Source organism: Pseudofrankia coriaricola (assembly GCF_001854805.1).
In the GTDB taxonomy this organism is placed as follows: Bacteria; Actinomycetota; Actinomycetes; order Frankiales; family Frankiaceae; genus Pseudofrankia.
The window spans coordinates 1-26,812 of sequence record NZ_MBLO01000051.1 but is presented as its reverse complement, the minus strand read 5'-3'; the positions used below and the strand labels follow the sequence as shown (position 1 = coordinate 26,812).

Annotated in this window: 10 protein-coding genes; 2 read left to right on the top strand and 8 right to left on the bottom strand. The window is 71.6% G+C overall.

Annotated elements, in window-relative coordinates:
• Nucleotides 1–53 precede the first annotated feature (53 nt).
• The 6 genes from BCD48_RS10070 to BCD48_RS10045 all read right to left on the bottom strand — a co-directional run bounded on the left by BCD48_RS10070 (nt 54) and on the right by BCD48_RS10045 (nt 22,002).
• Nucleotides 54–2,408 (bottom strand): UvrD-helicase domain-containing protein, encoded by a 2,355-nt coding sequence (locus BCD48_RS10070; protein WP_071048086.1) that lies wholly within the window; start codon nt 2,406–2,408, stop codon nt 54–56.
• Entirely contained in the window at nt 2,405–9,559 is a 7,155-nt protein-coding gene (locus BCD48_RS10065; RefSeq protein WP_071048085.1) for a DEAD/DEAH box helicase, read from the bottom strand. The genes BCD48_RS10070 and BCD48_RS10065 overlap by 4 nt, the downstream gene beginning before the upstream one ends.
• Entirely contained in the window at nt 9,556–15,096 is a 5,541-nt protein-coding gene (locus BCD48_RS10060; RefSeq protein ID WP_071048084.1) for a hypothetical protein, read from the bottom strand. The genes BCD48_RS10065 and BCD48_RS10060 overlap by 4 nt, the downstream gene beginning before the upstream one ends.
• Entirely contained in the window at nt 15,093–18,413 is a 3,321-nt protein-coding gene (locus BCD48_RS52130; RefSeq protein WP_241841626.1) for an SNF2-related protein, read from the bottom strand. The genes BCD48_RS10060 and BCD48_RS52130 overlap by 4 nt, the downstream gene beginning before the upstream one ends.
• A 127-nt stretch (nt 18,414–18,540) precedes the next feature.
• The gene (locus tag BCD48_RS10050) at nt 18,541–19,893 is read right to left on the bottom strand and encodes a serine/threonine-protein kinase (RefSeq protein WP_071048083.1); all 1,353 of its coding nucleotides are present in this window, start codon (nt 19,891–19,893) and stop codon (nt 18,541–18,543) included.
• Nucleotides 19,894–20,547: 654 nt separating this feature from the next.
• Entirely contained in the window at nt 20,548–22,002 is a 1,455-nt protein-coding gene (locus BCD48_RS10045; RefSeq protein ID WP_241841625.1) for an NsdA family TPR-like regulatory protein, read from the bottom strand.
• A 344-nt stretch (nt 22,003–22,346) separates the two neighbouring features.
• Here BCD48_RS10045 and BCD48_RS10040 point away from each other — a divergent pair, with 344 nt between their 5' ends.
• Together BCD48_RS10040 and BCD48_RS10035 are read left to right on the top strand one after the other, a co-directional pair.
• Nucleotides 22,347–22,841, top strand: coding sequence for a hypothetical protein (locus BCD48_RS10040; protein ID WP_071048082.1), 495 nt, complete (start codon nt 22,347–22,349; stop codon nt 22,839–22,841).
• Nucleotides 22,838–23,281 carry a recombinase family protein gene (locus BCD48_RS10035; RefSeq protein WP_071048081.1) on the top strand — a complete coding sequence of 148 codons (444 nt, stop codon included), beginning with the start codon at nt 22,838–22,840 and terminating at the stop codon, nt 23,279–23,281. The genes BCD48_RS10040 and BCD48_RS10035 overlap by 4 nt, the downstream gene beginning before the upstream one ends.
• Nucleotides 23,282–24,045: 764 nt before the next feature.
• Here the strand turns inward: BCD48_RS10035 and BCD48_RS10030 are convergent.
• Both BCD48_RS10030 and BCD48_RS10025 read right to left on the bottom strand, forming a co-directional pair.
• Nucleotides 24,046–24,897, bottom strand: coding sequence for a class I SAM-dependent methyltransferase (locus BCD48_RS10030; protein ID WP_071048080.1), 852 nt, complete (start codon nt 24,895–24,897; stop codon nt 24,046–24,048).
• A gap of 22 nt (nt 24,898–24,919) precedes the next feature.
• On the bottom strand, nt 24,920–25,735 hold the full coding sequence (locus BCD48_RS10025) for a hypothetical protein (protein ID WP_071048079.1): 816 nt from the start codon (nt 25,733–25,735) through the stop codon (nt 24,920–24,922).
• Between the last annotated feature and the right edge of the window lie 1,077 nt (nt 25,736–26,812).

The following is a 26,812-nucleotide window of genomic DNA, read 5'->3' as shown; positions in this document are numbered from 1 at the left end:
CCGCTTTCCCAATCAGGGTCTCGCCGTGCCCGGACGCGTCCGGGCACGGCGAGTCAGGGTTTGGTGACGGTTGCGTAGCGGCCGAGGAACGGGCTGGGGGTGCCGTGCCAGGTGACGAGGAGGGTGTCGCGGGCGCGGGTGGCGGCCACGAAGAGGAGGGAGCGATCCTTGCGGCGCTCGCGGTCGTAGCGGTAGGGGTCTGAGTCCTGGATGCGGTCGAGGAAACCGCGTGGGACGAGCCCCTGGCTGGCACCCGCGATGATGATCTGGCGGTATTCGAGGCCCTTGAAGCGGTGCATGGTTCCAACGTGGACGGCGGCGGTCTCCGCGCCGCTGGCCGGGCCGTCAGGGCCAATGTCGGCGGCCTCGACGCCGTCGGCGGCAAGGGTGCTGAGTACATCGGCGGCGAGTGAGCGAGTCGGGACACAGACGGCTATCGATCCGCCGGCCGGGGAACCAGCGCTGCTGGCGTCACCTTGGCCGTCAAGGCCGTCACGCTCACGGCCACCGCGTTCCGCGTCGAGCCAGGCGCGGACGTGTGCGCTGATCGTGCGTCGCTCCTCGTCCCAGCTGGGGTGCTCCAGGAACTCGGGCTGGTCGCCGCTGAGCAGGCTGCGGTAGCCGGCCAGGTCCTCGGTGCCGTCGTCGAGGTTGTCGTAGCTCTCCCCGTGGAGCAGCTCTAGGGCGACCTTGAGGATCTGCCGGGTGGTTCGGTAGCTGAGCGTCAGTTTGTGGGACCGGCCGCGGATGTTGACTCCGAGGCTGCCGAGGCTGACGACGTTGTCGTAGATCCGCTGGTGTGTGTCGCCGACGAGGAACAGGTCGTTGGGACCGGGCGCGACCATGGCGCGTAGCAGCTTCCAGTGCGCCGGGCTGAGGTCCTGGGCCTCATCAACGATGACGTGCCGGTACCGGTGCCGGGGCATCGCGCCACCGCTGGTCTCGGTGGCGTTCTCGCCGTCAGGTGACGCCCCGGCCGCGCGGGAGGCCCGGGCCATCTCCAGTTCGGCGGCCCGCTCGGCGACCTGCTGCCAGGTCCAGACGTTCAGGTCGGCGAGCCGCTTGGTGAAACGTTCCGTGAGCTGCCAGATGACGTCACGGTCCTGGCGGGTGAGCTGCCGGCCCCGGCCGGGCCGGCGGGCACGGAAGTACTCCGCGCGGGAGCGCAGCACCTGGCCGAGGATCACCTGGGACCATTCGGCGGCGAGGAACTCGGGGCGGAAGCGTGTCTCGCCGAGTTCGGCCAGCATCGCGGCCCATTCCCTGATCTCCGCGTCCTGGCCGATGGCGCGCCGGCGGGCGTCGTCGGCCTCGGAGACCACCCGGGCGGCCAGGCTGTCGATGTTGACGATGTCGACACGGGCCGTGTGCTCGGGTCCGGCGAGCTCCAGCAGCCGGGCGCGCAGATCGGCGGCCAGGTTGCGGTTGAACGTGGTGAGCAGGATCGGCTTGCCGGTGGTGCCCTCGGGCAGGTCGGTGGCGAGGTAGAGGGCGCGGTGCAGGGCGACGATCGTCTTGCCGGTGCCAGGGCCGCCACTGACGCGCGCGGGCCCGCTGTAGGTGTTGTCGGCGAGCTTGCGCTGGGTGGGATGCAGGAATACCTGCCAGCGGGCGAACGACTCGGCGAGGATCGCGCGCAGTGCCTCGTCGTCGCTGGTAACCGGGGTCGACGCGCGTACGACGGCGGCCTCGTAGTCGGAGGTGTCGACCGGTTCGGGCGCCGCGACGGGACGGGTGACGATCTCCTCGACCTCGTCGGCGGTCTTGCCGTCGTAGAGCGCCATGAGGATGTCGGACGTGAGCTGCGGGACGCAGTCGGTGAACTGGAGCAGCTGCTCCTCGGTGGTGAGCCGCCTGACCGACGGCAGCAGTGGTTCGGCGACGCCGAGCCCGAGCAGCGTCTGGTCGTCGAACCGAGCGAAGAGGCCGGCCTCCCGCCCCGGTGCCGCCGCGGCGGCACCGGGGGTCTCGGCCGCTGTGGGCGTGAACCACGAGGGCGACGCCGACTGCTGTTGTCCGGCGGGTTCCTTCGCGGCGAGGAGCTTGCCGGCGAGGCTGTCGTTGACCGCGGACAGGTCGACGACCTCGATCCCGCCCGTCACCCGGTTGATCTCGTAGGCGTAGTGCTCCAGGTCGCCGTAGGCGTCCTTGCGGTCCTTCACCGAGACCAGCAGGTAGTCACTGCCGCCGACATGTAGCAGTAGCGCGCGGTGGTCGTGGCCGACGCGGGCCGAGTAAAGACGCGAGCCGCCCTTGAGCTGCTTGAACCGCATCGACGGGTGGTTCGGGTCGGCGCGGAACTTCGACTGGAACTCGTAGACCGCGCCCTTGACGACCCGCGGCAGGGCGAGGATCTCCTTGTCGGCGCGTTGGAGGATGCGAAGAGTCACCCGGCCCTGAGCGTTCACCGTGCTCCTTTCCTGAAGTCCTCGAAGCCCGCGCCGGCGGCACCCGCCGCTCCGCCCTCCGTCGGCGTGCGACGGCCGATGGGAGGCGTCCCGCCGCGGACGCGGTCGGCAAGCTCGGCGGCGGTCCAGCCGGCCGTGGTCCGAACGTCCCAGCCCGCGTTTCGGTATGCCTCGTCCCGGTCGGCCGCCTCTTGGTCGGCCGGGCCGACCGGGGCGAGGGCGACGCCTACGCGAGCGTCGGGCCAGGCCAGCTCCGCCATCCATCCGCCGTCGCCCAGCTCGAAGCCGACCTCGGGTGCCGGGAGCGCCTCCGCCAGAGCCAGGGCGATGAGGGCGTGCATGAGGTCGAGCAGGCCCGGTTCGACCGGGTCGGCCAGGTGGAGCGCCTCGCGCCACCGGAGGTCGATCTCGGAAGCGGAGCCGCCCGCCGGCGGCAGCGGTCGCAGCGGTCTTGGCGCCGGAAGCGCTGGCCGGCCGAGCCAGGTCGACGTCTCCAGGTCGAGTGCCTGTGCGGCGCTGACCTCGGCGAGACCGCCACCACCGGCGGCGGCGAGCAGCGCCGGGTCGAAGTCGTCGATCCCGGTGACGGTGAGCTGGACCGCGTCGCCGTCCCCGTCGGCCAGGAACTGCGTGAGGTTCGTCCAGGCAAGCCAGGACGCCCACCTGCGCCGGTGCGGCGAGGCGCCGTCAGTCGGGGTGTCGAGACCGTTGGCGACCCCGTCGCCTCCAGCCCAGCCGGCACCGCCGCCGCCAGCGGCGATGGCTTCGCCGACAGCCTCGTCACGGTCGTCGACGAGGACAAGCGCCGAGAACACCCGGTTCTGGACTCCGCCGCGGTCGTCGATCACGACGGTGACCGGGCAGCCGGCGTCGTCGCGTGCCCCGATGACGTGGATGGCGCCGCTGCCCGCGGGAAGCGGCCCGCCGCGCAGGCTGGCGTCGACCACCGCGGCGAGCCCGGCCGTACCGGTCTGGGCGCGCCTCATACCCGGCGTTCGCAACAGGCCGCCGAGCGTTGCCTCGGCGCGGACCCGCCACAGATCTCCGTCGGGGTCAGCGAGGAAGGCGAGCAGCAGGTCCACTGGGTTGATCCAGACGTGACGGTCCAGCTCGTCGGCCGGCCGCGGCGGAGCCGTCACCGTCCGGTAGTAGACGTGTGCCTGTTCCTGTGCGAGGCCCTGGTAGGGAGGGCGGGGCGGCGGCGCCGCGCCGGCGGAACGGGTGCGCCACTCCTCGACGTCGTCCCAGGTGAACTGGAAGACGCGCACGCCGTGGGCGCGCAGCCGGGAGCGCTTGTCCGCGTCGTCGGCGAGCCGGTTGTGCTCTGCTGTGGCGTGGTAGCGGAAGCCGTCGAGGTAGACGGCGACCTCCATCGGCGGGCCGTCGAGCCGGGCGAAGTGCACGTCCGGCCGGGTGCCGGCGATCGTGTGCTGCAGCCGCATCCGCCAGTGGGTGATCGCGCCGCCAGGCCCGCTGATCCGCAGCTCGGCAACGCGGGCGGCGCCGGTCACCGCGGCGCCGGCCGTGAGCGTGCCGGGGCTGCCGGGCCGGGCGCCCCAGGCGCGCAGCCCGTCGAGGAACCGCGCCTCCAGCTCGCTTTCGACCAGGCTGACCATGGACATCTGGTCCGCGGGGCCGCTGTCGGCCACGTCCCAGTCGTCGAGCAGCTCGCGCAGGATCCCGACCGCCTCTGCGCGCTGGATCTGGGCGAACTCGTCGCCGCGGGCATAGCGCAGCAGGCAGCGCGGGCAGCCAGGCCGGCCGGCGTCGACACACGCGCAGGTCTCGATCGCCTCGAGGGCGGCGGCGAGCACGGCGCGGAAGTTCTCCGGGTCCGCCAACCGGTGCAGGTAGCCGGTGCCGCCGGGCTGGCTGTCGTAGAGGACGAGGAACTGGCGCGACGTTCCGGTGGCGGCGTCCGGCATGACGGCCGAGACGAGGCGCAGATGGTCCGGGCTGCCGCGGTACTGCCGGGCGATCCCGAGCCGCAGCGCGGCCGCGAACGAGGCTCGCCGGGTGGTGATCGACGTCGTCAGCGCCGGGACCAGGATCCGCACGGCCTCGGTGCGCAGCTCGGCGGCGAGCAGCAGCGGCTGGTGGCGGGCCGACTGGGGATGGCGCCGGTGCCGACACCACAGCCGGTGGTGCTCGTGGCCGCGCAGGCCATCGCCCGACTCGGAGCGTTCGCCGTTCATCGTGCCCGGCCCGTCGGCGAGCTCCGGCTGGCCGAAGCCGGTGCCGCCGGTGGTCGTCGGCGGCGGCCCGTCAACGGCGGTCCCGCCACAGTCGACGCAGACGTGGAACAGGGTGAGGGAGACCTCCTCGCCGGCGAACGTGTCGGTCGGGGTCCGGTCGGGCCGGGTGGTGCCCAGGTTGAAGGCGCGCACCACGGCGGGCCGGGCGTAGTCGACGCCGAACGTGGCATGGGTGTGCCGCCACGAGCGCGCGATGTTCACCGGGTCGACGTCGACAGTGGTGGCCGTGGTGTAGGAGCGGCCCTCCCGGTCGTCGAGATCGTCGCGGATCCGCGCGTCGTCGCGCCGGTCGGCGGCGGTGACGCGGGTGGGCCGCAGCACGGCGAAGCGGGCGCCGGCGTCGCCGATGCCGGTGCCCCGGCAGCGTTCGCACGGCCCGGCGTCGTCCACCAGCGGGACGGCTGGCACGGATGGGTCGCCCGCCGGCGCGACCGGGTTGCCGCTCGGCGCGGCCACGGGCGCGGTGCGGGGGGTGCGGACGTAGCCGCAGGTCGGGCAGATCCGCCAGAACTCCCAGGTGGGCCTGCCGCGGGGGCCGATGTCGAGGCCGGTGACGCGGTGGGCGTAGCCGCGGACGTAGTAGGTGTTGCCGGGCGCGATCTCGGTGAGCGCCTGACGGGTTGGGCGGGCGTACTCCCGGACGTCGCTGACGAACCGGCGCTCGCCGTTGGCGGCTAGTTCGTCCCAGGTGAGCGTGGCCTCCAGGGTGGTCGCCCCGTCGAACAGCGCGTAGTTCGGCAGCAGGCCGAGCTCGACGAGGGTGGCGTGCGCGGCTTTGCCGGTGATGTCGCCGGCCAGGCGGGCGACGGCACGGCGCTGCGCGGACAGGGCGCGGAAGTCCCTGCGCTGCTCCTCGTCGGACTGCAGGAGTGCCGCGCGTGCCTGGTCGATCGCGTCGATGCGGTGCCGCAGGCCGGCGAGCCGCTCCTCCCAGGCCCGCTCGGCGGCCGCCGCCGCGTCGGCCAGACCCGCCACGGCGTACTGGCGCAGCTCGGCCGCCGCGCTCGCGCTGATCTGGCTGCCTTCCCCCGACGTGCCCTCCCACAGGTCCGCGCCGTCCTCCCGGAGGGCCGTACTTCCGTCTCCGCGAGCGGCACTTCCCCCGTGGAGGGTGCCGCCGTCCTCGCCGGCGGGGCCGAACAGGGCGAGGAACCGCTCCACCTCCGCCGCGCCGGACTTCAGGGCAGCGTCGGTAAAGGCGGTGAGCCAGCCGTCGGCACCGAACAGGTTGCCGGCCAGGCGCGGCAGGGGCGCCGTATCCGGCAGCCGGCCCCTGGCGGTCAGGTCGACCAGGTGGGCGACGTACTGGCGGCGCAGGATCTCGATCGCGGACAGGTACGTGCCTGGCGGGGCGATCTCTCCGGCGATCATGTCGCGGGGCTCGGTGAGGTAGTACTGCTCGCGTTCACCCCGCTCCAGCAGGGTGAGGACGAATGCGTTGCCACTGCGCCGGCCGGCCCGGCCGGCGCGTTGGACGTAGTTCGCCGGGCCGCCCGGCAGCGAGGCCAGCAGCACCGTGGACAGGGCGCCGATGTCGATGCCCAGCTCGAGCGTCGGCGTGCAGGACAGCACGTTCGGGTCGGTGTAGTGGGTGCCGTCGCGGAACGCGTGCTCGACGGTCTCCCGCTGCTCGCGGGTGAGCAGCCCGGTGTGCTCGGCGGTGACGACGCGGAACGTGCCGCCGTCCTGGTAGAGCCGGCGGTAGTAGTCGTCGGCGGCCCGCGGCAGCGGCGCGGGGCGCAGCCGCCCGGGGCAGCGGTAGCGGTGGCATGGCTGGCCGACCCAGTCGGCGACCCGGGCCGGCGGGACGGTCTGCGTCCACGCGCACGCGTCGCACCGCACCCCCGCGTCGCGCGCGTCCGCGTCGCCGAGCCGGGTGACGGTGATGTGGCCGGGCTGCAGCCCGTAGACCGTGATGCCGCCGGCCGGGGTGGCGCTGCGCGCCCGGCCGCGGCCCGGTGCTCGGCCGTTGCCGAGAGGGCGGACGATCACCCGCCGAGCCAGCGCCCCGGTGTCGGCGAGCCGGGGCAGCAGCTCCCGCAGGTAGTCGGACGCGTGGTCGCGGGACAGGCCAAGGCAGCGGACCGTCCAGTCCTGGTACCAGTTGCCCGCGCCCGTCAGCACGTCGAACTGGGTGCGCGGGCGCGGCGCGGTCAGGAGGAACGCGGGCGCGGCCAGCCCTCGGGGGAAAGCGGGCATCCCGTCCGGGCGGCCGCCCCAGATCCGGAACCGGCGCCCGCCCTCGGTGAGGTAGACGTCCAGCCAGCGATGGCCGACGGCGCCCCGGATCCGCAGCCGCTCCAGCAGGCCGCGCAGGTAGGCGTCGAGCCGGGCGTCGTCCAGGTCGTCGAACAGCGTCTGGACGTTCGCGGTGACCAGCGTGTCCCTGGCCAGGGGACGGGCTGTCGCCGGCAGGCCCGCCTCCGCGGCGACGGTCCGGGTCAGCTCCAGAGTGCGGCCGTTGCGCGAGCGCAGGCCGAACTCCAGCACCGTGGCGAACCCGAGCCGGTCGCCCAGCAGCCGCCACGTGTCCCGGCGGGGCCGCCCGCGGCCCGACAGCAGGTCGTCGACGGCCTGGACGTCGTGCAGCTCGGGCGGCACAATCGCCGCCAACGTCTCCCGGTCGGTCCCGGCCGCGACCAGGTCCGCGATCAGGTCGTTCAGCGCGACCGGCACCCCGTCGGCCAGCTGCGCGGCGAGCAGGGCACGCAGCGAGAACGTGAACGCCCGGGCGGCGACGAACCCGGCCCGGTGCGCCGCGTCCTGCACCGAGTCGTTGAACAGCAGCGTGCGCTGGGACGCCCGGTCGGGCAGCTCGCCACCAGTGAACAGCTGGCTGACGGACACGGACGCGAGCGAGGCGAGGCCCGCGCCCAGGTACCGGATGCCCTGCTCCAGGCCGCACGCCGGGCAGCGGTCCGCCTCGGCGCCCGCCGAGTCGTCCAGCGCGCACAGCACCGGCACCCCGGCTGCCGGCACCGTCCCGCCGGCCGCCGCGGCGTAGCCCTCGGCGAGGTGCCGGTTGCTCGCCGGGTCGAACGTGTGCAGCCGGGTGCCGCTCGCGTCGAGCATCATCACGGGGCTGCCGGCAGGGGAGCGGGCCTCCTGATCGGTTGCCCTGATCAGCGCCCTGACCCGCCGCTTCTCTCGGCCGACACCGGCCCGGTAGATCTTCGTCGGGTCGGTGACAAGCTCCGTCGGGCCGCGCTCCGGTGACAACGCCGCCCAGCCGGACCGGCCGCAGTGCCGGCAGTAGACGGCTGGCAGCAGTGGCTGCCCGCTGTCCGCGACGACACCGGTCGCGGTGCCCGTCCCGCCGGCCGCCCCGGCCGTCGCGCCGCCGGCCGCCCGCGGCGCGACGGCCGGGGCCGCGCCGTCATCCATCGCCGCCGTCGTCGCCAGGTCCAGCGGCGGGGACGGGGCGGGGCGCTGCTCGCCGTCCCACCCGAACGCCGGCTCGTGGGCGACGGCGCGCAGCAGCCGCGAGACCGCCCGCACCCACAGGTGCGTCTCGACCATGACCAACGGGCGGCGCGGGTCGGCCGGGTCCCGGGCGACCGACAGCAGGGCGACGAACCGGGCGAGGCCGGCGGCGGCCAGCTCCGGCTGGGTCGCGAGCGCCACCCCCCAAGCCCGGAGATCCTCGCGAGGGAAGCCCTCCAGCGCCTCGTCAGCCGTGCGCGGGGTATCGCCGAGCAGCCGCAGCACGGCGCGGGTCAGCTTGTGCCGGCGTAGCAGCACACCGAGGCTCGCCGGGGTCAGATCCTTCGCGGCGTCGGGGCCGAGCACCGCGACGGCCAGCGGACGCATCGCGTCGAGGTGGCGGGCCCGCTCCTCCGCGGCGCCCGCCGGGGCGCTCGGCGCTTGGCCGTCCAGTACCTGATCGCTCAGCGCCGGGCCGTCGAGCGGGATCGCGGCCAGCGACGCCGGGTCCGGGTCGGGCAGGCGCGGGTCGGGGTCGTCGAGGATCTCGTCCGGGGCGAGCCGGTCCTCCCCGATCACCGCGTCCTCGTCGAACGGGGCGCCGAAGATCTCCTCGGCGACCGCGCGGATCGCCGCCACCGTGTCGTCGGCCGGCGCGCCCGAACCCAGCGTCGCCGACGTCGCGACCGGGCAGACCAGGCCCAGCGGCCGTCCGGGCCTGGCCGCCCCGGTGACGGCGCCGAGACGGCGCAGCAGCATCGCGACGTCGGTGCCCTGCGCGCCGTCGTAGGTGTGGAACTCGTCGAGCACGACGTAGGCCAGGCTGTTCGCCTGCCACAGCGGCACGTCTTCCGGGCGTTGCAACAACTGGTCGAGCATCTTGTAGTTTGTGATCAGGATGTCGGGCGGCGTCCGGCGGATCTGCGCGCGGTCCGTCATCACCCGGGGGTAGGTCTGCGCCGGGGCATCGCCGATGTAGAGGCCGCCGGTCACGGATGCGAGCGCTGGGTCCGCGAGGAGCGCGTTGAGTCGGCCGGTCTGGTCGGTCGCCAGGGCGTTCATCGGGTACAGCAGCAGCGCCTTCACACCCGGCTGGCCGGCGGCGCTGGCATGACGGCAGTGGTCCAGGATCGGCAGCAGGAACGCCTCGGTCTTGCCCGAGCCGGTGCCGGTGGTGAGAACGGTCGGCTTCGCCGGGCCGAACTTCGTCGACAGTCGCTCGAACGCGGCGGCCTGATGGGCGTACGGCGCCCAGTCCGCCGGCGCCCAGTCGAGATGCTCCCGCCAGCCGTCGGGCGCCGGGCGGAACGGCGTACGGACCCGCAGGTACGGGCCGCGGTAGATGCCGTACTCGGGGTTGTCGAGGAACGCGGCGAGCGCCGCCTGCTCACCCTCGTCGGCGAGCGCGAACGTCGTCGTCAGGTACTGCGTCAACGTCCGCCGCAGCCGCTCCGCCGCGACCGTAGGCCTCATCCGGCGGTCTCCGTCTCCACGGCCCGACCCGCCAGCGCCGCGTCCGTCGCCTGGACCGGGCCGACACCGTCCGATTCCTGCCAGCCCGCGTCCCGCGCCGCCTGCAACCGCGCCGAGAACACGGCATGCGCGGCCCGCATCTCACCCTCCCGATCCGCCTTGTAGAACGGCGCGACATAACCCGCCGGCGGCAGTTTCCGCTTCGGGTCCTCGAGGTACTCCTGGAACTCGACCCAGTCTTCCTTCGTCTGCTCGATCCCAAAGGCATAGGGATCACGCGCAAGGCGCCGGCCTTTGGCGTCGAAGTACATTTCGCTCTCGCGCTCGACGAGCGTTGGATATCGCGAGTCACAGATAGCGACGAGTTCGTCGGCTCCAATCCTCAGCCAGACCGAGACCAGTGCGTCGATCTCAACAAGGGCTGCGCGACGTTCACGTTCGGTACGCAGTGGCGTCTCCCAGCCCCACTCCGTTTTTACTTCTGCTATCGGTCGGACACCCGGCCAGTTGACGGCCCAGGTTTCCGAGACCGCCCAGCCGTGGTCGTACAGCTCGTCCCAGAGCTGGGCGTACGCCTCTGTCAGGCAGTTTAGCCGAAGAGCGCGGAGGAGCAGTGGGGAAGCCAGTGGATGGTCAGGCGTCGGCGCGAGTATCGCTAGCGACCCTTCGGCCTGCAGGTGAGATCTTCCCGTTATACGCAACACGTAGTCGAGAGGTAGAGCCGCCCAGAATCCGGAAACAAGCGCAAGGGCCTTCGAGTTTCGCAACGCCATCGACTGTAGAGCATGTACGTGGGTAACTCCCGGAGGGAAAATGGCTGCAAAGAGTGACCGCTCGGTATCATTGGCGATCATGTCGCGCCAGATAAGGCGGTACGCTCCGTCGGACGCGCCGCGTCGCGCCGCGCCGTCCGCAATCTCGAAGTTGGTCCGAACGGAGGGGTTGGGGGGAAACGTCGTAAGATCAACTGAATCCCAGTCGCTTCGAGTCAGACACGGCACCCGAGGAGACTTACTGAACGGTGTTGCGATACCGATATGAGGGCCTTGGATTACCAGGTCGTTCATCATCTTTGAGGTAGTGGATCGATAACGGATCAGGCCGTTCTTCCGGGCCGTCGTCTCGTTGTAGCCACCATCCACCTCTGGGTTGTACGAGCGCGTCCTTATCTTGTATCTAGCAAGCGCTGATATAGCCGCTTGTTCACCATCGCTGATTGGGTACAGCAGTGGCGTCGTCTCGATTGGCTCATCCTCGAGGTACAGCAACCTCCGCCACTCGGCCAAGCGGTCTACGTCGACCTCCACAAGCCTTGCGCGATGAGGACGTAGATCCCAACTTCCGTTGTGTCGCTGCGACGGAAGAGGTCCCTCTCCGTCGTGTTCGAGCGACTTGACGAGCGTCGCCGCCCCGAACAGGCGGCTGGCATGCAAGAAGGAGATCCCCCGAGGTGGTCCATAGACGTGTAGCCCGAACTCGATACTCCGGTTGGCCTCGAATGCCCAGTTGGCGGTATTGACGAAGTGGCCATGAATCCGCAACCTTCGGTACGACGAAGCGCGTAGCGCACCCTCTCTTGCGCCGCTGAGATGAGTGTCCTGGTGCAGCATGCCGGTAATGCCGCAAGTGTTCGAGTGGGCCCATACTCGACACATGAAGGCTCGATACAGATCGAGTCGCGTGCCATTGAGTAGGGGGTAAGTCGAACGTGCGGTAAGTATCGTCTTGTCTCCGGTGGTCGCGGCGAGGTCCGCGAGTACCGAACGGCGCTCTTCGGGAACCGCCAGCTGTACATCTCGGCGGCGTTCCCACTCATCGGCAGGTGGTCTGTCCGCGAGCATGAACCAGGGTTCCCGTTCGGCGAGGACGAGCGCCTCTTTCCAGTCCGGGCGAAACCACGGGGGATTGCCGACCTGGAGATCGAATCCGCCGCGGGTGAAGACCTGGGCGAACTCAACTTCCCAGTGGAAGAAGCCCTGGCGTTTGGCGATCTGGTCGACGGTTTCTAGCCAGGGGAAGAGCTCGGGGAGGCGGGTCCAGTCCTCCTGGCCCATCCACGCCGCGAGGCCGTCCTCATAGTCCTCCAAGTCGTCCAGCGTCGAGAATTGACTGACCAGGGAGTCCTGGGCGACGTCGCCCCGGCCGATGAGGGCCGTGGCGAACCGGATCCAGTCGTCGAGGCTGGTGAGCGCGACGGCGCGGCGGGACCGCTCCGGCTGCCGCGCCACGCCGCCGCCGGTGGGCGCCCGCCGGGCGTTGCCGTTGGCGGGCATGGTGGTAGGCGCGGGAGTGGCGACCGCGGGGTCGACGTCCTTACCGTCCGCCGCGAACATCGTCAGCGCCTCCCACGAGGACGCCACGCCTGCCGGCACCGGCCCGGACAGCGCGGTGGCCGCGGACGGCGTGTCCGGGTCGGCGCTGGTGACCGTCACGCGGTCTCGCTGATAATCGGGGGCGGTGCCGTCCAGCAAGGCTGCGGCGTCGACGGGCCAGAACCACAGGGCGCACCAGGCGTCCATCAGCTTCTTCAGGCGCCAGTACGGCGTGCCGGGTGCCTCCAGGTCGTCTTTGATCTTCTTGCGGGATGCCAGCTCGTGGACCTCGGGCAGGTCGTCGGCGCCCCAGACGTCGATCTGGCGGCGGATTTCCCGTTCGGAGATCTCCAGGCGCTGCTGGACGAGCTTCCACAGGTACTCGACGCGGCGGGCGAGCGCCGCCAGCTGGTCGGCCTGGCTAGGCCTGGTCTTCGTGCCCTTGGTCGTCGGGGCCTTGGCGATGGCGCGGCGCCAGGCTGCGAGGCGTTTCGCGTCGTCGGGGGCGAGCTCCTTGGCCTCCTTCTCGGCGGCGACCGCGCCCCAGCCGGCCGCGGGCAGCAGGAAGTGGTGGATCGCGCCGCCGGGCAGTGCGCCTTCGCGGAACGGGAGGTCGACGGGGGCGCTCGTCAGCCAGGACCGGTCGGCGAGGGTGTCCTGGATGTAGTAGCGGCGGCCGGCGCCGACCAGCGAGTTGCCGCGGCGCAGGTGCAGGCCGAACCAGGGCGCCTGGAGACCGGCGTGCATGACGTTCAGCCAGAGCGACACGTCGGCCAGTTCGATGGCGGTCGCGTTCAGGTCGACGCCGTAGCTGTTGTGCAGGGCGATGTACGCCTTGGCCTTCTGCAGCTCGATGGCGTAGCGCGCCGGGTCGAGCGGTCGATCGAGGGTGCCGTCCTTCTGCTTCTCCTCCTGGCGGCGGCGCAGGTATTCGGCGGCGACCTGGTTGATCGCCTCGTTGAGGAACGCGCCGGAGCCGAGCGCCGGCTCGCAGATCGTCCAGTCGAGCAGGTCGCGGGCCTTGAAATCCGGCCCGGCCTCCTCGATCCGGTACTTGAGGGCCAGCTGGACGGTGACCTCGGTCAGCGACTGCGGGGTGTAGTAGGAGGCGCTGGTCTGTCGGTCGCGGCCGGAGAGCCGGTAGACGAACGAGCCCGCCAGGTAGCGGCGGCGCAGCTCGGTGCGGTGGCCGTCGTCGTCGACCTCGTGGACGAACACCTCCGGCGGGTACTCGCCGGCGCGCGAGGAGGGCACCGTCCAGCTGCCGTCCTTCGGGTCGCCGCCCTTGGCGACCTCGTACAGGTCCTCGCCGGCGATGAAGCCGGTGTAGGACATCAGCCCCTCGTACACCGCGCCCAGCTGGTTGATCCCGAGCTGGGCGTACGAGATGAACCCGCCCCGCCGCCGAGGGCCGCCGCCCCTGCTTCCCCGGCCGCCCTTTGTGATCATCAGGCGGCGCAGGACCCGGTACAGGCAGGCGTTGCGCAGCCGGGTGTCGATCGTCCCCGGCATACCAGCGCCGGCGGGCTCCTCGCCGTCCTCGTCATCGTCGGTGTCGGGCCGCGGCAGCGCGAGCCCGATGAGCGTGATCGCTTCTGGGTCGAACAGGTCGGAGCGCAGCGGCTCGAACCGGATCCCCTCACCCTCGCTGACCTTCGCCGCAGCCCTGCCGGCTCGCCGCCGGGCGGCTTCCTGCGCCGCCATCCGTTCCCCGCTGGCCCTGCCCCCATCGGCCCCCCCGTCGGCCGCCGTCTGGGCGGCCACCGCCGGCAGGCCGTCGGCACCGCTTGCCAGCACCTCCGCGGGCGACACGGCGTCGGGTCCGGAGACGATGGCGGCGGCGGGCGTGGCGTCGCGCGGGCGGTAGCCGTCGTTGACGACCCGAAACAGCACGTCCAGCGAGTCGAACAGGTGCGTGCCGGTCCGGGCGGCCGGGCTGGGGGGCAGCCGGCGGGCCACCAGGTCGCCGAGGCGAGCCAGGCTGTAGCCGTCGGCGTACTCCGGATGGTCGACCGGCAGCACGCGCAGCTCCGGGCGGGCCTCGGCGTAGAGCAGGACGAGGATCCGGTAGAGGTAGCGCAGCGCCTCCTTGGTGAGGCGGGCGCCCAGCGACTTCAGGTCGTCGATCTCCTCGGGCCGCACGCCGGCCTCGGCGATCCTCGCCAGTACCTCGTTCGCGATCAGCTCGACCGACTCGCGCAGCCCGTCGCGCAGCTCGGCCGTTACCCCGACGGCCTGCTTCTGGGAGCCGGCGACCAGGTCCGCGAGTGGCTCGGCGCCGCCGGCCTCGGGCGGGCACAGCGCGTCCGCGCCGAACAGCGCGGCGATGACGTCCAGCTCGCCGCCCGGCCTCGTGTCGTTGCGGCCGAACGCCACGTCGAGGCTTACGGCCAGGTAGCGGCCCTCGCCCCAGGTACGCCGGTCGGCGAGGATCACCACGCCGCCGGCGAGCAGCAGCAGGTAGCGCGGCGGCTCCTCGGCGGCGAACAGGTGGGCGGCCAGCCGCATCCCGTGGGTGACCCGCTCCCGCGGCCCGAGGTCGACGGCCTCGAGCAGCCGGCCGGCGCCGGCCGGATCGATGGCGGCGTCGGTCTCGGTCGCCCAGCCGCACTCGAGGGCCCACACGCCGTCGAGTTCGGCGGCCAGCGGGACGCGCACCTCGGCTCCGGCGTGCGCGACGGGACGGACGTGCCGGCGCGGCGGGAAGCCGAGGGCCGCCAGGACCTGGTCGTGCAGGGCGTGCAGCAGCTCGGCGCGTTTGGCGTCGTCGTTCTCCGGGTCGAGCGCGACGAGGTCGCTCTTGCGGTCGTAGTACGCCTGGCGCAGCCGGCGCAGGCCCTCGCGCGGGGTCACCGCCGGCCGCGGAGCCTCCTCCGGGACGCTCGCGGTCAGCTCGGCGTTCGCGGCCGGCTCGGCGCCACCGGTCAGATCCAGGCTGCGCAGGCCGGGGCCGATATCGAGCCCGGTAGCCGCCATCGTGCTGGCCGTGACCGGCGCGACCAGGGCAGCTGTGCCGCTCCCGGACGGCTCGCCGTAGCCAGGATCCGGCTCGGCGACGACGAGGGTCGCCGTGACGCGGCCCGCGCCGTCCGGCTGGGTGGCCGCCACCTTCTCCCGCTCGGCCCAGCGGGCGGCCACCGACTTGCGGATCTCGCCGGGGAGGACCTCCTCGACGAAGTAGGGCGAGAGGTACTCGCCGTGGTTCGTCAGGGCGTCGAAGCTCATCGGGCCTCTCCCGTGTTCGGGGCCGGCGCGAGGACGGCGAGGACCCGCAGCAGCGGCTCACCGGTGGTCCGCAGCCGTTGGACCAGCTCGCGCTGCCGTGCCTCGGTCTCGCGCACCCGGCGCTCCCGCTTCGTCACCTGGGCGGCGGCCCGCCGGTCGTCGAGCTGGCGTGCGGCGCGCCGCTCGGCGTCGGACGGCAGGCTCCGGCGCACCCAGGCGTCCAGGCGGGCCAGGTACTCATCGAGCGGTTCGGCGATCTGCTCGTCCCAGCGGGCCCGCTCAGCCTCGAGATGCCGGCGGGCCTCCACGACGGCCGCGGGCACCATGGCCCGCAGCGGGGCGAGGTCGAATGCCGCCTGGGTGTTCGTCATCCCGGGGCCCACCCCGGCGGCCTTCAGTGCCTCGTCCATGGGGCGGATCCGCGGCGTGCCGTCCAGCCAGCGCACCGCCATCCACTCGACCACCGTCGGCTGGCCGAACTCGTTGCAGTACACGCCCTGGACGAGGAACTCGGGCTCGCGGACGGGCACGGTCAGCAGCGGGGCCTGCTGGCGGTCGAGCCGGACCAGGACCTTGTCCACCAGCCAGTCGACGACCGGGTGGATCTCGGTGAGGAACCCCTTCTCCGGCCAGAGCGTCTCCCGGCCGCGCCGCGACGCCGCCAGCGACGCGTTCGCCTCGTCTCGGTCGAACGTCAGCCGCAGGCGCAGCTGGCCGGTCTGGTCGCGCAGGCGGGCGAGGTAGCCGCGGGGCAGGTCGGTGAGCCTGGCCTCCAGGTCCTCGGGCGCGCTGAACGCGAAATAGGTGGTCTTCTTGTCGAGGCCGGTCTCCTGGTCTAAGCCGACCGTCTCGGCGGCGCGGCCGTCGTAGACCTCCTTGAACGCCTCCTCGACGAACGCTGCCACGTCGCGGAACAGTTTGGGCGGCGCGAAGCCGACCGGAGCCGGGTCCTCGACGTGTGCGTCCGTGTCGGGGCCCAGGCTGAGGCCGAGCGCGTCGAACGCCGGCTGGGCCTCTGCCTCGGCTCCCTCGGCCTCCTCGACGTGGGCCGCGCCGTCGGTGGCGTCGTCGCTGGACTCGTCGCCGTCGCCGTCGCCGTCGCTGTCGAGATCGAGCGGGTCGCCGCCGGTCAGGTCGAGGGCGTCGCCAGCGGCTACGCCCGGCGCGTCGGGGCGGGCATCGGCACCGCCGCCGGCCGTGCCGGCGGTGAGGGACACCGCGCGGCTGGCTAGGCGCAGCGACTCCTCGACACCGCGGCCAGCGAGCAGGTCCCGCAGCAGGCGGCGTTCCTCGCGGTCGGCGCGGTAGAGGCCGGTCACCTCCTCGGCGGTGCCGAGGGCGTCGTTCGCCTCCTGCTCGGCGGCGAGCAGCTTCGCGGCGACCGCCCGGTCGTCCAGCGCGCCCGGGGTCGCTGAGGTGAGCAGCAGCGCGGTGAACTCAGGGCTGTGCCGCTGCCCGTAGCGGTCGATACGGCCGTTGCGCTGTTCGATACGGATCAGGCTCCACGGCACGTCGTAGTGGACGAGCCGGTGGCAGGCGCGGTGCAGGTTCACGCCCTCGGAGGCGACGTCACCCGTGAACAGCAGCCGGACGGGCGCGCCGTCGAGGGAGAACTCCTCGACGATGCGCTGCTGGTCGGCGTCCGACAGGCCGCCGTGCAGGATGCGGGCCGCGCCGCCGCTCTCCCGCCTGTTGAACTCCAGGTCGAAGGAGGCGTCGCTGTAACGGCGGGTGCGCGGCACCTTCGCCACCGGCAGGCCGAGCGCCGCGGGCACCACCCGGGCGAGCCAGCGCAGCGTCGTGAGCCGTTCCGAGAAGACGACGACCCGGGTGTCCGAGCGAGGGCCGACGCCGGCGGCGCGCAGCTCGTCGAGCAGGGCCGTGAGCTTGGTCGAGTCGTCGTCGGTCATCGCCGAGGCCAGCCGGCGCAGTTCCTCGAGCCGGGCGCGCTCGTCGGCGCGGTGCTCGCTCTCGGCGAGCGCCGTCGACGCCAGCCGGTTGTCGATCGTTTCCAGGAACGCGTGGTGCGAGGAGAGGAACGCCTTGACCAGCGTGTAGGGGAAGAGCTGCTGCCCGCCGCGCCGGTTCACGCCCGCCGCCGGTCCTGGCCGCCGGCCCTGGGGTACCTCGGCGGTCTGCTCGCCGGACGTGACCGTGCCCAGTTTCGATGTGCTGGGTTCCGAGGCGCCGAGGTCCGAGGCAGCTGGCTCGGTGGCGGTCCGCTCCGGCGGCGCCTGGACCCAGCGGGCCGTCAGCTCCGCGAAGACCCGTTCCTCGGCCGCGCTCGCCTTGCAGTCCGGCCGCCGCGACGGGCCGCGGTCGGCCCACCGGTCGGTGACCTTGTCACGTACCTCGGAGGAGCGCTTCGTCCGGCGAATGTAGAGGTGCCTGAGGTCATCGCGCTGGTAGGTGTTCAGGTTGGCGATCGCGGCCGGGTCGAGCATCCGGATCAGCTCGCCGAAGGACCGCTTGTTGCCGTTGTGCGGGGTGGCGCTCGCCAGGATCAGCGCGTCGGTCTGCGCGGCGAGCGTCCGGGCGAGCCTGTTACGCAGGCTGTTCGCGCCGATCAGGTTGTGGGACTCGTCGATGATGACCGCGTCCCACCGAGTGTCCTCCAGGTGGTGGCCGTACATGCCGACGTTCTTCAACGTGTCGATCGAAACGATGACCCGCTTGAAATAGGTGAACGGGTTGCGGCCAGCTGGGATCTCCCGCTGGATCCGCTCGATGCCCACCGAGTCCAGCCGCACGAGCGGGATCGAGAACCGCGTCCACAGCTCATGCTGGAACTGCTCCAGCACATGCTGCGGGGTGACGACGAGCAGCCGCTCGCCCCGGCCACGGCGGATCAGCTCGCCGAGCAGCAGCCCGATCTCCAGGGTCTTGCCCAGGCCGACGACATCGGCGATCAGGATCCGCGGCTCGAGACCGCTCAGCGCGAGCGTGGCCGGTCGCAGCTGGTAGTCCAGCGCGTCGAGCAGGAACGCGTCGGTGAGCGCGAGGCGTCGCTCCGAGCGTGGCAGCGGGGTGCGCCGCAGCACCGCCTCCAGGTACAGACGGCTGCGCCGGAACTTCTCGGAGTCATCGCGGACGAGTTGCGTGTCCTCCGGCCGCAGCGCCTCGATGGTGTCGAGGCCCGGACCGTCGAAGAAGGACGCCTCGAGGCCACGCACGAACTCCGACGCGCCGATGACCCGCACCAGGTAGCCGTCATGCGTCGTGCGGACGACGCCGCGGACCAGCCATTCCTCGTCCCGGATGAGCACCCGTGCGCCCGGGGCGTACGGCGTCGACCACGACGGTGGTGCTGTGACCACGAACTACCTCTCTCGATACTTGACAACACCGGTCCGAGTGCGCGGGCCGCGCTGGCGGGGGACCGTGCCTGGGCCGCGGGCGAGGGCGGCGCGGCGACCCTGTTCCGGTGGGGCGGGCCGGCGGCCATCAGAGCGGCGCGTCGCGCGCGTAGGCGGTGCGCAGCTCGTCGGCGAGCCAGCCGACCGAGACCGGACGTGGCCCTCGTGCACGCGGCGGCACTGTCCCGGCCGCGACCGGGGTGGGTCCGCCGCCGGCGGGCGCTGGCGCGGGCATGGCCACGGGCGGGAGCTTCGGGGGTTCGATCAGCACCGTGACCTCGGGGTCGAAACGCGTGTCGGCCGGTTCCGCGCTCGGCCCGCGCGGTCCGTCCCTGCCGCCGAGCGGAGCGCCGAGATGCCCTCCCGCCCCGCTGCTCTCCGCGCCGCTGCTCTCCGCGTCCTGCGTGTCGGCTGTTGCCGCGCCGCCGCCGCCGGCCGTGGCCGCGGGAGCTGGCTCGACGTCCTCACCGAGCGCCCCCCTGGGCGCGTCGTCGTCCTCGGCGGCAGCCAGCGCCGACCCGCCGGCCGGGCGGGCCGAGGGCTCGGTGAGCATCGGTGGGTCGCTCGGCTCGACGTAGGTCCGCGCGACGAGCCGGCGGCGTACCTCGCCCATCGACCCGGCTGCCTGGACGACGGCGACGAGCCGGCGCCGCACATCCAGGACGCTGGGACGCCGCGTCGGGTCGAGTGCCACCATGCTGGCGAGCGTGTCCACCAACTCGACCGGGACGCCGGACAGGTCCGGCGGCGTAGCCGGATCGACGATCGCCGCGATCAGTGCGGTGGTCGACCGGCTCGGGTACAGGGCGTGCCCGGTCGCGGTGTAGACCAGCGTTGCGCCCAGCGCGTAGACGTCGGCCGCCGCCGTGATGGCCCGCGAACCCGTGGCCTGCTCGGGCGGTAGGTAGGCGGGGGTGCCGACGATGCTGCCAGTCGCGGTGTTCTGCCCCGCCTGCCCGTCCAGGACGGCGAGCCCGAAATCGATGACCTTTGGACCGTCCGGGCCCAGCATGATGTTCTGTGGCTTGAGATCCCGGTGGAAGAGATTCTGTTTGTGGATCTTCTCCAGTGCGTCGGTCAGCATCACTCCGAGCGCAGCCGCCAGCCCGGCCTCCAGCGGCCCCTCATGCTCGACGTGTTGGCGTAGTGTCCGGCCCGGTACGTACTCGGACGCGAGCCAGGGCGGGTTGTCGCGCGCGCCCGCGTCCTCGAAGCGGGCGATCCGGGAACCCTGCACGAAGCGCAGAGAGTCGATCTCGTCGGCGAACCGTCGCCGGATCTCCTCACCCTCCAGCAGGTCCGGCTTCACCACCTTGAGCGCGACGAGTTCCGCGGTGTCCGACCACGCGAGGTACACCCACCCCATCGCGCCCATGCCCAGCCGCGCGACGAGCCGGTACCCACCGATCTCTGACGGGTCGGACGGCAGCAGCGGCCCCACCCCGCATCCCCCTCCGCCGCCGCGCGGTCCCCCGACTACCCCGACAAGGCAACGAAGTGTTGCATACCATGCAACAACCTAAGGAAGCGACCCTAGATGCATCATCGGTGCGCCACAGAAGCTCAAGTCCCGATGGCCACCTTTATGGCAGTGGTTGGGCAAACCGGGCAGAAGTAGGCGGAATGGCCACCCCGCGGCAGCGTGGCGCCGGCAACGGTGCGATGCGCACCTCCCCCTGGCCCGTGTTGTCTGTGTAGTCGAGCCGCTACGGTTCACGAAGTCGCCCTTGCGGGATGGATTCGGATCGAAGGCGGTGGTCGTGGTCAGACCGAGCCAGCGCGCCGCGCAAGAGAGCCTCCGGGGCCGGATGCTGGCACCTGCCTCGGCCAGTGCGAACGAGGCCGCCACCCGTCAGACCGTCGAACTCACCCACTCCGTGCCGCGACCCCCGAGCAGCTGCTTTCCGCCCCCCGCGAGACTGCTGCTGCCCAACAGGCCCGCGCAGACCAAGCCGTCGCCCTCCTAGAGGCCGCCCGCGCTGAGGTCCGCGAGGCGATCGATCGCACAGCCCGTTCCGACGCCGCCCGCCAGGCCCCTGAAGACACCCGCGACGACGCTCTCGCCCAGCTCGGCACGATCGATCGTGGTGGTGGGTCAGATGATGGCGCCTGGCGGCAGTGCGCGGCCGGCGGGGAGTTGGTCGGCGAGGTCGCGGACGGTCGGGAGGCGGGCCCAGTCGGGGTTGGCCTGGAGGTGGCGCCAGATCGCGGCGGCGCGGTTGACGGTGGCGCCGTGGTCTTTGCCGGCGGCGACGGTCAGCGCGTCCTGGACCGCGCCGGCGGCCTGCTCAGGTTCGGGTTTGCTCCGGCGGAGAAACGCGCGGGCGAGGGCGAGCTGGGTTCCCGCGATCTGGACGTGCCGGCCGGTGCCCTGGAGCAGGGCGAGCGACGCTCGGGCGTGGACCTCAGCGGCTTCGCCCCTGCCGAGATAGCCGAGTGTCACCGCGCTGAAGGCCTCGTAGGCTTCCTCGTCGCCGGGTTCGGTGCCGGGCTGGGGCAGTCCGGTCCAGACGGTGTCGCGCATGGTTCGCAGGGCGGCGATCGCGCCGTCGGCGTCGCCGGTCTGGGCGAGGGCGCGGGCCAGCGAACTGGCCAGCGTGGGAGCGACGTAGGGGTGGGCGCCCGGCTGGGCCCGCTGGACGATGGTCGCCGCAGTGGTGAACTCGCCGGCGAAGAACGCAACCGCGGCACGCATGGCGGCGACACTGCCGGCGAGCAGCGGGTCGCCGGCGGCGGCCGCGTGCTGGCCCGCCAGGACGAGGAACGTCAGCGCGGTCGCGTCGTCGTTCATGCTGAACGCGAGCCGGCCCCGGTAGAACGCCCACTGACCCGCGACGAGTTCGACGTCCCGGCGCGCGGTGCCGGACACCCGCGTCTCCAAAAGGGCCTCGGCCTCGTCCCAGGCGTGTTCGACCGGTGCGACGAGCTCGGTGTGCGGGGTGACCGCGTACAGCGTGCTCAGCCGGTGGATGCCGTGCTGGAGCTGGGCGAGCGTCAGCGGGTCGGGTGTCGACGTGGCGATGGCGCGGGAGATGCCGGCGGCGCGGGTGGCGGGGTCGGCCAGGGCGCCGACGGTGGCGGCGACAACGCCGATGTTGAGCAGGTCTCGGCGGCGCGTGGGACTCGCCTCCTCGTCCTCGGCGGGCGGGGCCTTTCTATCGTCGCCCGCGAAGCAGCCTGCCGTCGTCCCATTGCTGGGAACTGTCCCGGCACGCGGCCGGCCGTCGGGCGGGCCGAGGAGGGCGGCGGCGCCGTCGCCGAACATCGCCTCCAGTACCCGGCAGGACACCGGGTACGGCAGGGACGGGATGTTGCCGCTGACCCAGCGGGTGGCCTGGCGGTAGGAGATGGCGTGGTCGCGGTTGTCGGGGCCGGCGCGGCGGGCGGCCTTGTTGAACTCCTTGACGAAGCGTTCGACGGTCAGGCCGCGTTCGCGCAGGCGCAGGGCGAGCAGGGTGCGGGGCGGGTCGTCCGGGGGCATGGCCGCCTCCTCGGGAAACCGACGTAGCAGGTCCGACCCCATGATCCGGACATTCGGCCCATCTGTCACGACGCCACCACGCGCCGTCCCGAGACGTCGGTAAGACGTCCGCCAGACGGCGGGAACACGGCGGTCCAGCCGTCCCAAGACGTCGGTCCGACGGTCCGAAGACGTCGGTCCGACGGCCGGAAGACGGCGATCCGACGGCGGGATGACCGGCAAGGCGATCCCAGCCGCTGGCCGGCCGCGGTCGCCGGGTGCGCCGTGGACGAGGTGTCGGTGGCGACGGCGGGCAGCTCCCGGTGATCGTGGCCGCGGCCCGCCCCAGCTGGCGCGGGCCGTCGCGGCTGGTAGCGCGCCGCAGGTCCCGCGGCGCGCTACCAGCCGGGTTCGTCTGCCCAACGGGAGGCCCGATGACGCCCCTGATGATCGACCTAGACGGCGCTGGCTACGGCCCAGTGCCAGTCGACCTGGAACCGGTGCGGCTGCCCGCCCGGCCCGGCGTCCTCCTCGACGCCCTGCCGTGGCCGGACTGGATCCCGGCAGGCCACCAGCCCGTCGACGTCGCCGCTTTGCGGGCCGCCCGGTCGGCCGGTGCGCGGGTCGCGGTTGCCTGCCCGGCGCTGGCCTCCCCGGGGCAGGTGATGCTCGCCCTCGCCGTCGGCCGACTGCTCGCCGACCAGCGCGCCGCCGTCGGCGCCAGCCTGGTCCCGCTGGTGACCAGCCCGACCCGGCCCCGCTGCGCCTGGGAATCCGGCGCCGTCGTCGTTCCCCACCCGGTCACCGTCCTGACCTGGAAAAGCGCCCAGCTACGCGTCATCTGGGAGGTCACCCACCAGGAGCAGATCATCGCCTGGAGCGCCAGCCTGGCACCGGTCGCGCTCTGGCCGACGGCGGTGCCGGCGTGAGCACCGCGACGGCCGCGGCGCGCTCGGCTGTCGGCTATCTCTGCGTCCCCCACGCCGACGAGGACCAGATCAACGGTCTGGACGGCCAGCTCACCGCCCACGCCCGGCGGACGGGCCTCGACCTGGTCGAGGTGTTCGTCGACCGCGACACCACCGCCAGCCAAACCGACCGGCCCGGCCTGGCACTCGCCGTCGACGCGATCGCCCTCCACCCGGACGCGCTGCTCCTGATCCCCGACCTGTCACACCTGCCCACCGTCCCAGCCGCCGGGGTGCCGTCCGACGAGTGGCTCACCAGCGTCGTCCATGAGATCCACACGGTGAGCCCCGCCCGCACCCACCCCTCGACGGGGGCGCCGTCCCGTCGGGGCCGAGCCGACGCTGTCGGTCCGGGCGGGCCGAGCCCGGCTGACCGCCGGGCGACAGCCTGTTCGGGGTAACCAGCTGCTCGCGGCCCGGCGCCGGCCGCCGAAATCCACGGAGGCACTGCACGCCGTGGCATTGTCGAGTTCCGCTACCAGGCACCACCGCGGCCCGATCGCCCTCCCACGGACGAGCGCAACCCTCCAGCTTCTGGCCACCACGCATCGCACGGGTCATCGTCGCGACCCTCCCATGGGGCATCGCCGCCAGCTGGAAACTCGGCCGAAGGCGATGCCCCACACGATGTTCCCGGCGACGCCGGCCGTGGACCAAGCGCCCACCCCGCGCAACAGCGCAGCACTCGGCAACGGCCTGAGTCAGGCCAGCACCACAATCCAACATCATCAACGCCGGGAGGGCGACTTAAGATCACCAGCGTCCACAGCGCGAAAGGTCAAGGCTAGACCTCTGCGCCGCAGTAACAAAGTACGCAGCTGTCATCAGCGGGTAGCGGCGATCTCGATAAAGCACCCCGAAGGATCTCTCGCGCCGAATCCCGCCCTCGTCCGCCTGGTGCTGTCGCACAGAAAATCCTGCGGCACTATCCACCCATTGCGGGCTGGTCGGGTCAGCCGACCGCGTTCCATCTTGCTCCTGACCAGCGTCACAAACATCGCCCAGGCGCCACGCCACCAAGCCCGTCGACCCGAACGGCCACGCACCATGATCATAAAGATGATTTGTAGAGCAGCAAATTTGCCGTCGTCCTGTTACCCGGTTAGACATCTACACCCACACGGCAGTCGGCCAGCGCGTCAACCGCTATCTGAGTGACATAGGTCTATGCGTTCTTGGTAGCTGTGTAGATGTTGTACCGCCAGGCATCCTGGTGTTTCCACATCTCCACGCCGCTCATCGCGTTGACGGCCTTCTCCCTCTTGCCCAGCAGCCGCGCGGTGGCGTAAGGCACTCGGCCGAGGACCGCGAACGCACGCAGCATCGGCAGCATGCGGGCCGTCACGTCCTCCACCGACTCGACCTTGAATGAGGCCGATGCGAGCAGGTTTTCGAGGTCGCCGTGGTTGAGACGGTGCCAGGCGGGCATCGCGCCGAGCTCGCACACGGCATCGAACGCCGCCCGCGCGGCCGGCTCCAACCGCTCCTGGGGCGTCCGTGAGTACTCGAACATCACGAGCCGACCGCCTGGGCGTAGAACCCGGTGGAATTCGGCCAGCACCCGCTCGGGGTCGGCGGCGTGCACGAACGTCTCCATCGTGTAGGTCCCGTCGAACGCCCCGTCCTCGAACCGGGAGAGGTCGTGGTAGTCGCATTCGACGAACCGGGTGCGGCCGGTGAGTCCCGCTCTCTCGCTTCGGCGCCGGGCCTCATCGAGGTTGAAATCGAGAATGTCTATCCCGGTGACATCCAGGCCGAAATCGGCCGCCATGGTGCGCGCGACCTCGCCCATGCCGCAGCCGGCGTCGAGCACCCGAGAGCCGGCGTCGAGACCGAGACGGCGTCCGAGCTGGTGCTCCATGCGGCGCATCGCCGGCGAGAACCGCCACCCGGAGTCCCCGGCCTCGTACCAGCCGAAGTGCTTCGTCCCGCGCAGCAGATACAGGTAGCCAAGCCGTGACTCCGTGCGGTCGTAGTACCGAAGAACCGCCTTTATGTTCGCGTCGCGCTCTGGCACTGTAGTCTCCGTTCCGCCGGCGTTATTGTAGCAGGATGCCGACGACGGACCCGAAAACGGCCGTCGCATACTGGACGATCAGGCCTGTTCCGTATGGGAGTGTGGGCGCTTCGGCTAGCGTGTCGTACGCGGCACGCGTGCTCGGTGAACTCTCGCTGATCCGCACCTTCTCGAAGATTTCTGCCGCACTTCCCTCGGACAGCAGATACGTGTCGCCCCCGACCAGAGTGTCCATCATAAGGAGGCGAAAACGGCGGGTGATCGTGAATAGCATGAACTGCGTGAGCGCGCCGACCCACAGCGACAGCCCAAGTAGCCACCCATATAGGTAGAGCAGGTAGTTGCCGAGCAGCGCGTTGCCAAAGAGGCCCGGCAAGGTGACGGCGAATGCCCCGAGCGCCAGGAAGATCGCCGAGTATGCGTACCCTTCGGAAAGGGTTCTGATCCCCGGCGTGCGCGCCGGGTCATTCCAGCGAAGGTTGAGATCCGTGCATTTCCGCATGACCATGACCATGATCGGTGGAACTATCAGCCAGTAGCTCACATTTCCAAGAAATGACATAGCCCAAGCCAGATTGACGGTTACCGCCACATTCCGCGCACTGAAATCTCCGCGGGCCAACAGGACGACGACGGGGATCGCCGCCGCCACGATGGGTGGGACGGACTGCCAGATGCCGTAGCCACGCAGCACCGGGGACACGATCCGATCTCGGCGGGCGCTGCCGCGGATCAGGTCGTCAATGGTGCCGAGCCGTGCGAGCGGAAAGGTCCAGGCCAGCGACGCCGCGCCGAGCATTCCCCCGCTGACCGTGCCCAGCAGCGCGAACAACAGCACGTCGTCGCCGGAAATCCCCCAGGAGTGCCCTGCTGGCAGCTTCGATACTGCAGTAGTGACAATGCCTGGCCCAAAAGACAGAGCCACCAAGCGGAGCATGGCCCATGGACTTCGCACGGCGGTCCGGCGTGGGTCGCGATTCCCGCGGACAATGAAGATGGCGTAGATGCGGCGAAATCCCAGGAGCCACGCGTCGGAGAATCCCGTCCACGGGGCGCCGGCGTCATCTGGCAAGATCGTTGTCCAACGCGAACCGGTCCCTTCCAGGCGGCACGGCGCATCACATCGGTGCCACGATACTGGCAACTCGCCGCCGGCGCGGTCGGAACCTCACTGCTCGAGAAAACGCGCCCTCTCGCGTTGACCAGTCCTACTTCGAGAAGGAGCGAGTTCATGGTCGTCGGCTGCCGGCACAGGAAGAGTTCCGGGCGCTGCCTGGCGGGCGGTGTTTACTGCAACAGTGATGGGTCATTCAGGTCCGCGTTGGTCCGGTGGCACTGTCGATCGGCAGCAATAGGATCAGCCTTGGCTTTCGCGTTGGTAGCTCGATATACAGGTCGTGGTCCACGGCCAGATGCAGCCGGGCCAGGCGCTACACGGTCTGCCTGCGGTAACTGAGCGCGGGAGTAGATACAAAGACGTCACCGTCAGTGTCTGGTCCGTCCTTCAGCCAGATGGCCACGATGACGTCGGCACGCATGCCCAACGCGCTGCAGGCGCCGGTGATCCCCGCGGCGTACGGCTCGATCGCATCCAGAAGCGCGAAGGCAACCTCCTCGGTGTCGAAGGTGCAGACTTTCGGTAGCTCGTAGTCCCAGCGGCTGAGCCGGCGTGGTGGTCGACAGGCCCGCGCAGATGGATCCCCACGCCGCGTCTCGGGATCGGTGTGGCGTCGGTGGTGGCGGCGGGTTCGGGTGGCCCTGCCGCGACGGTGCGCATGGCCTCGATCAGCCCGGGTGCGACTTCGGCGATGGCGCGTTCGGCTAGTGCGTTGTCCGCGAATGCGGGTCGGTTCTTGTTGATCAGGCGGCGTTTCTGGTGTGGCCCCAGCGGTGCTGGCGTTCGGAGTGGATACGG

What these genes read in the sequence shown, in the direction of transcription:
- BCD48_RS10040 (WP_071048082.1), top strand. Translation starts at nt 22,347, where the DNA reads ATGACGCCCCTGATGATCGACCTAGACGGCGCTGGCTACGGCCCAGTG.
- BCD48_RS10060 (WP_071048084.1), bottom strand. Translation starts at nt 15,096, where the DNA reads ATGAGCTTCGACGCCCTGACGAACCACGGCGAGTACCTCTCGCCCTAC.
- BCD48_RS10065 (WP_071048085.1), bottom strand. Translation starts at nt 9,559, where the DNA reads ATGAGGCCTACGGTCGCGGCGGAGCGGCTGCGGCGGACGTTGACGCAG.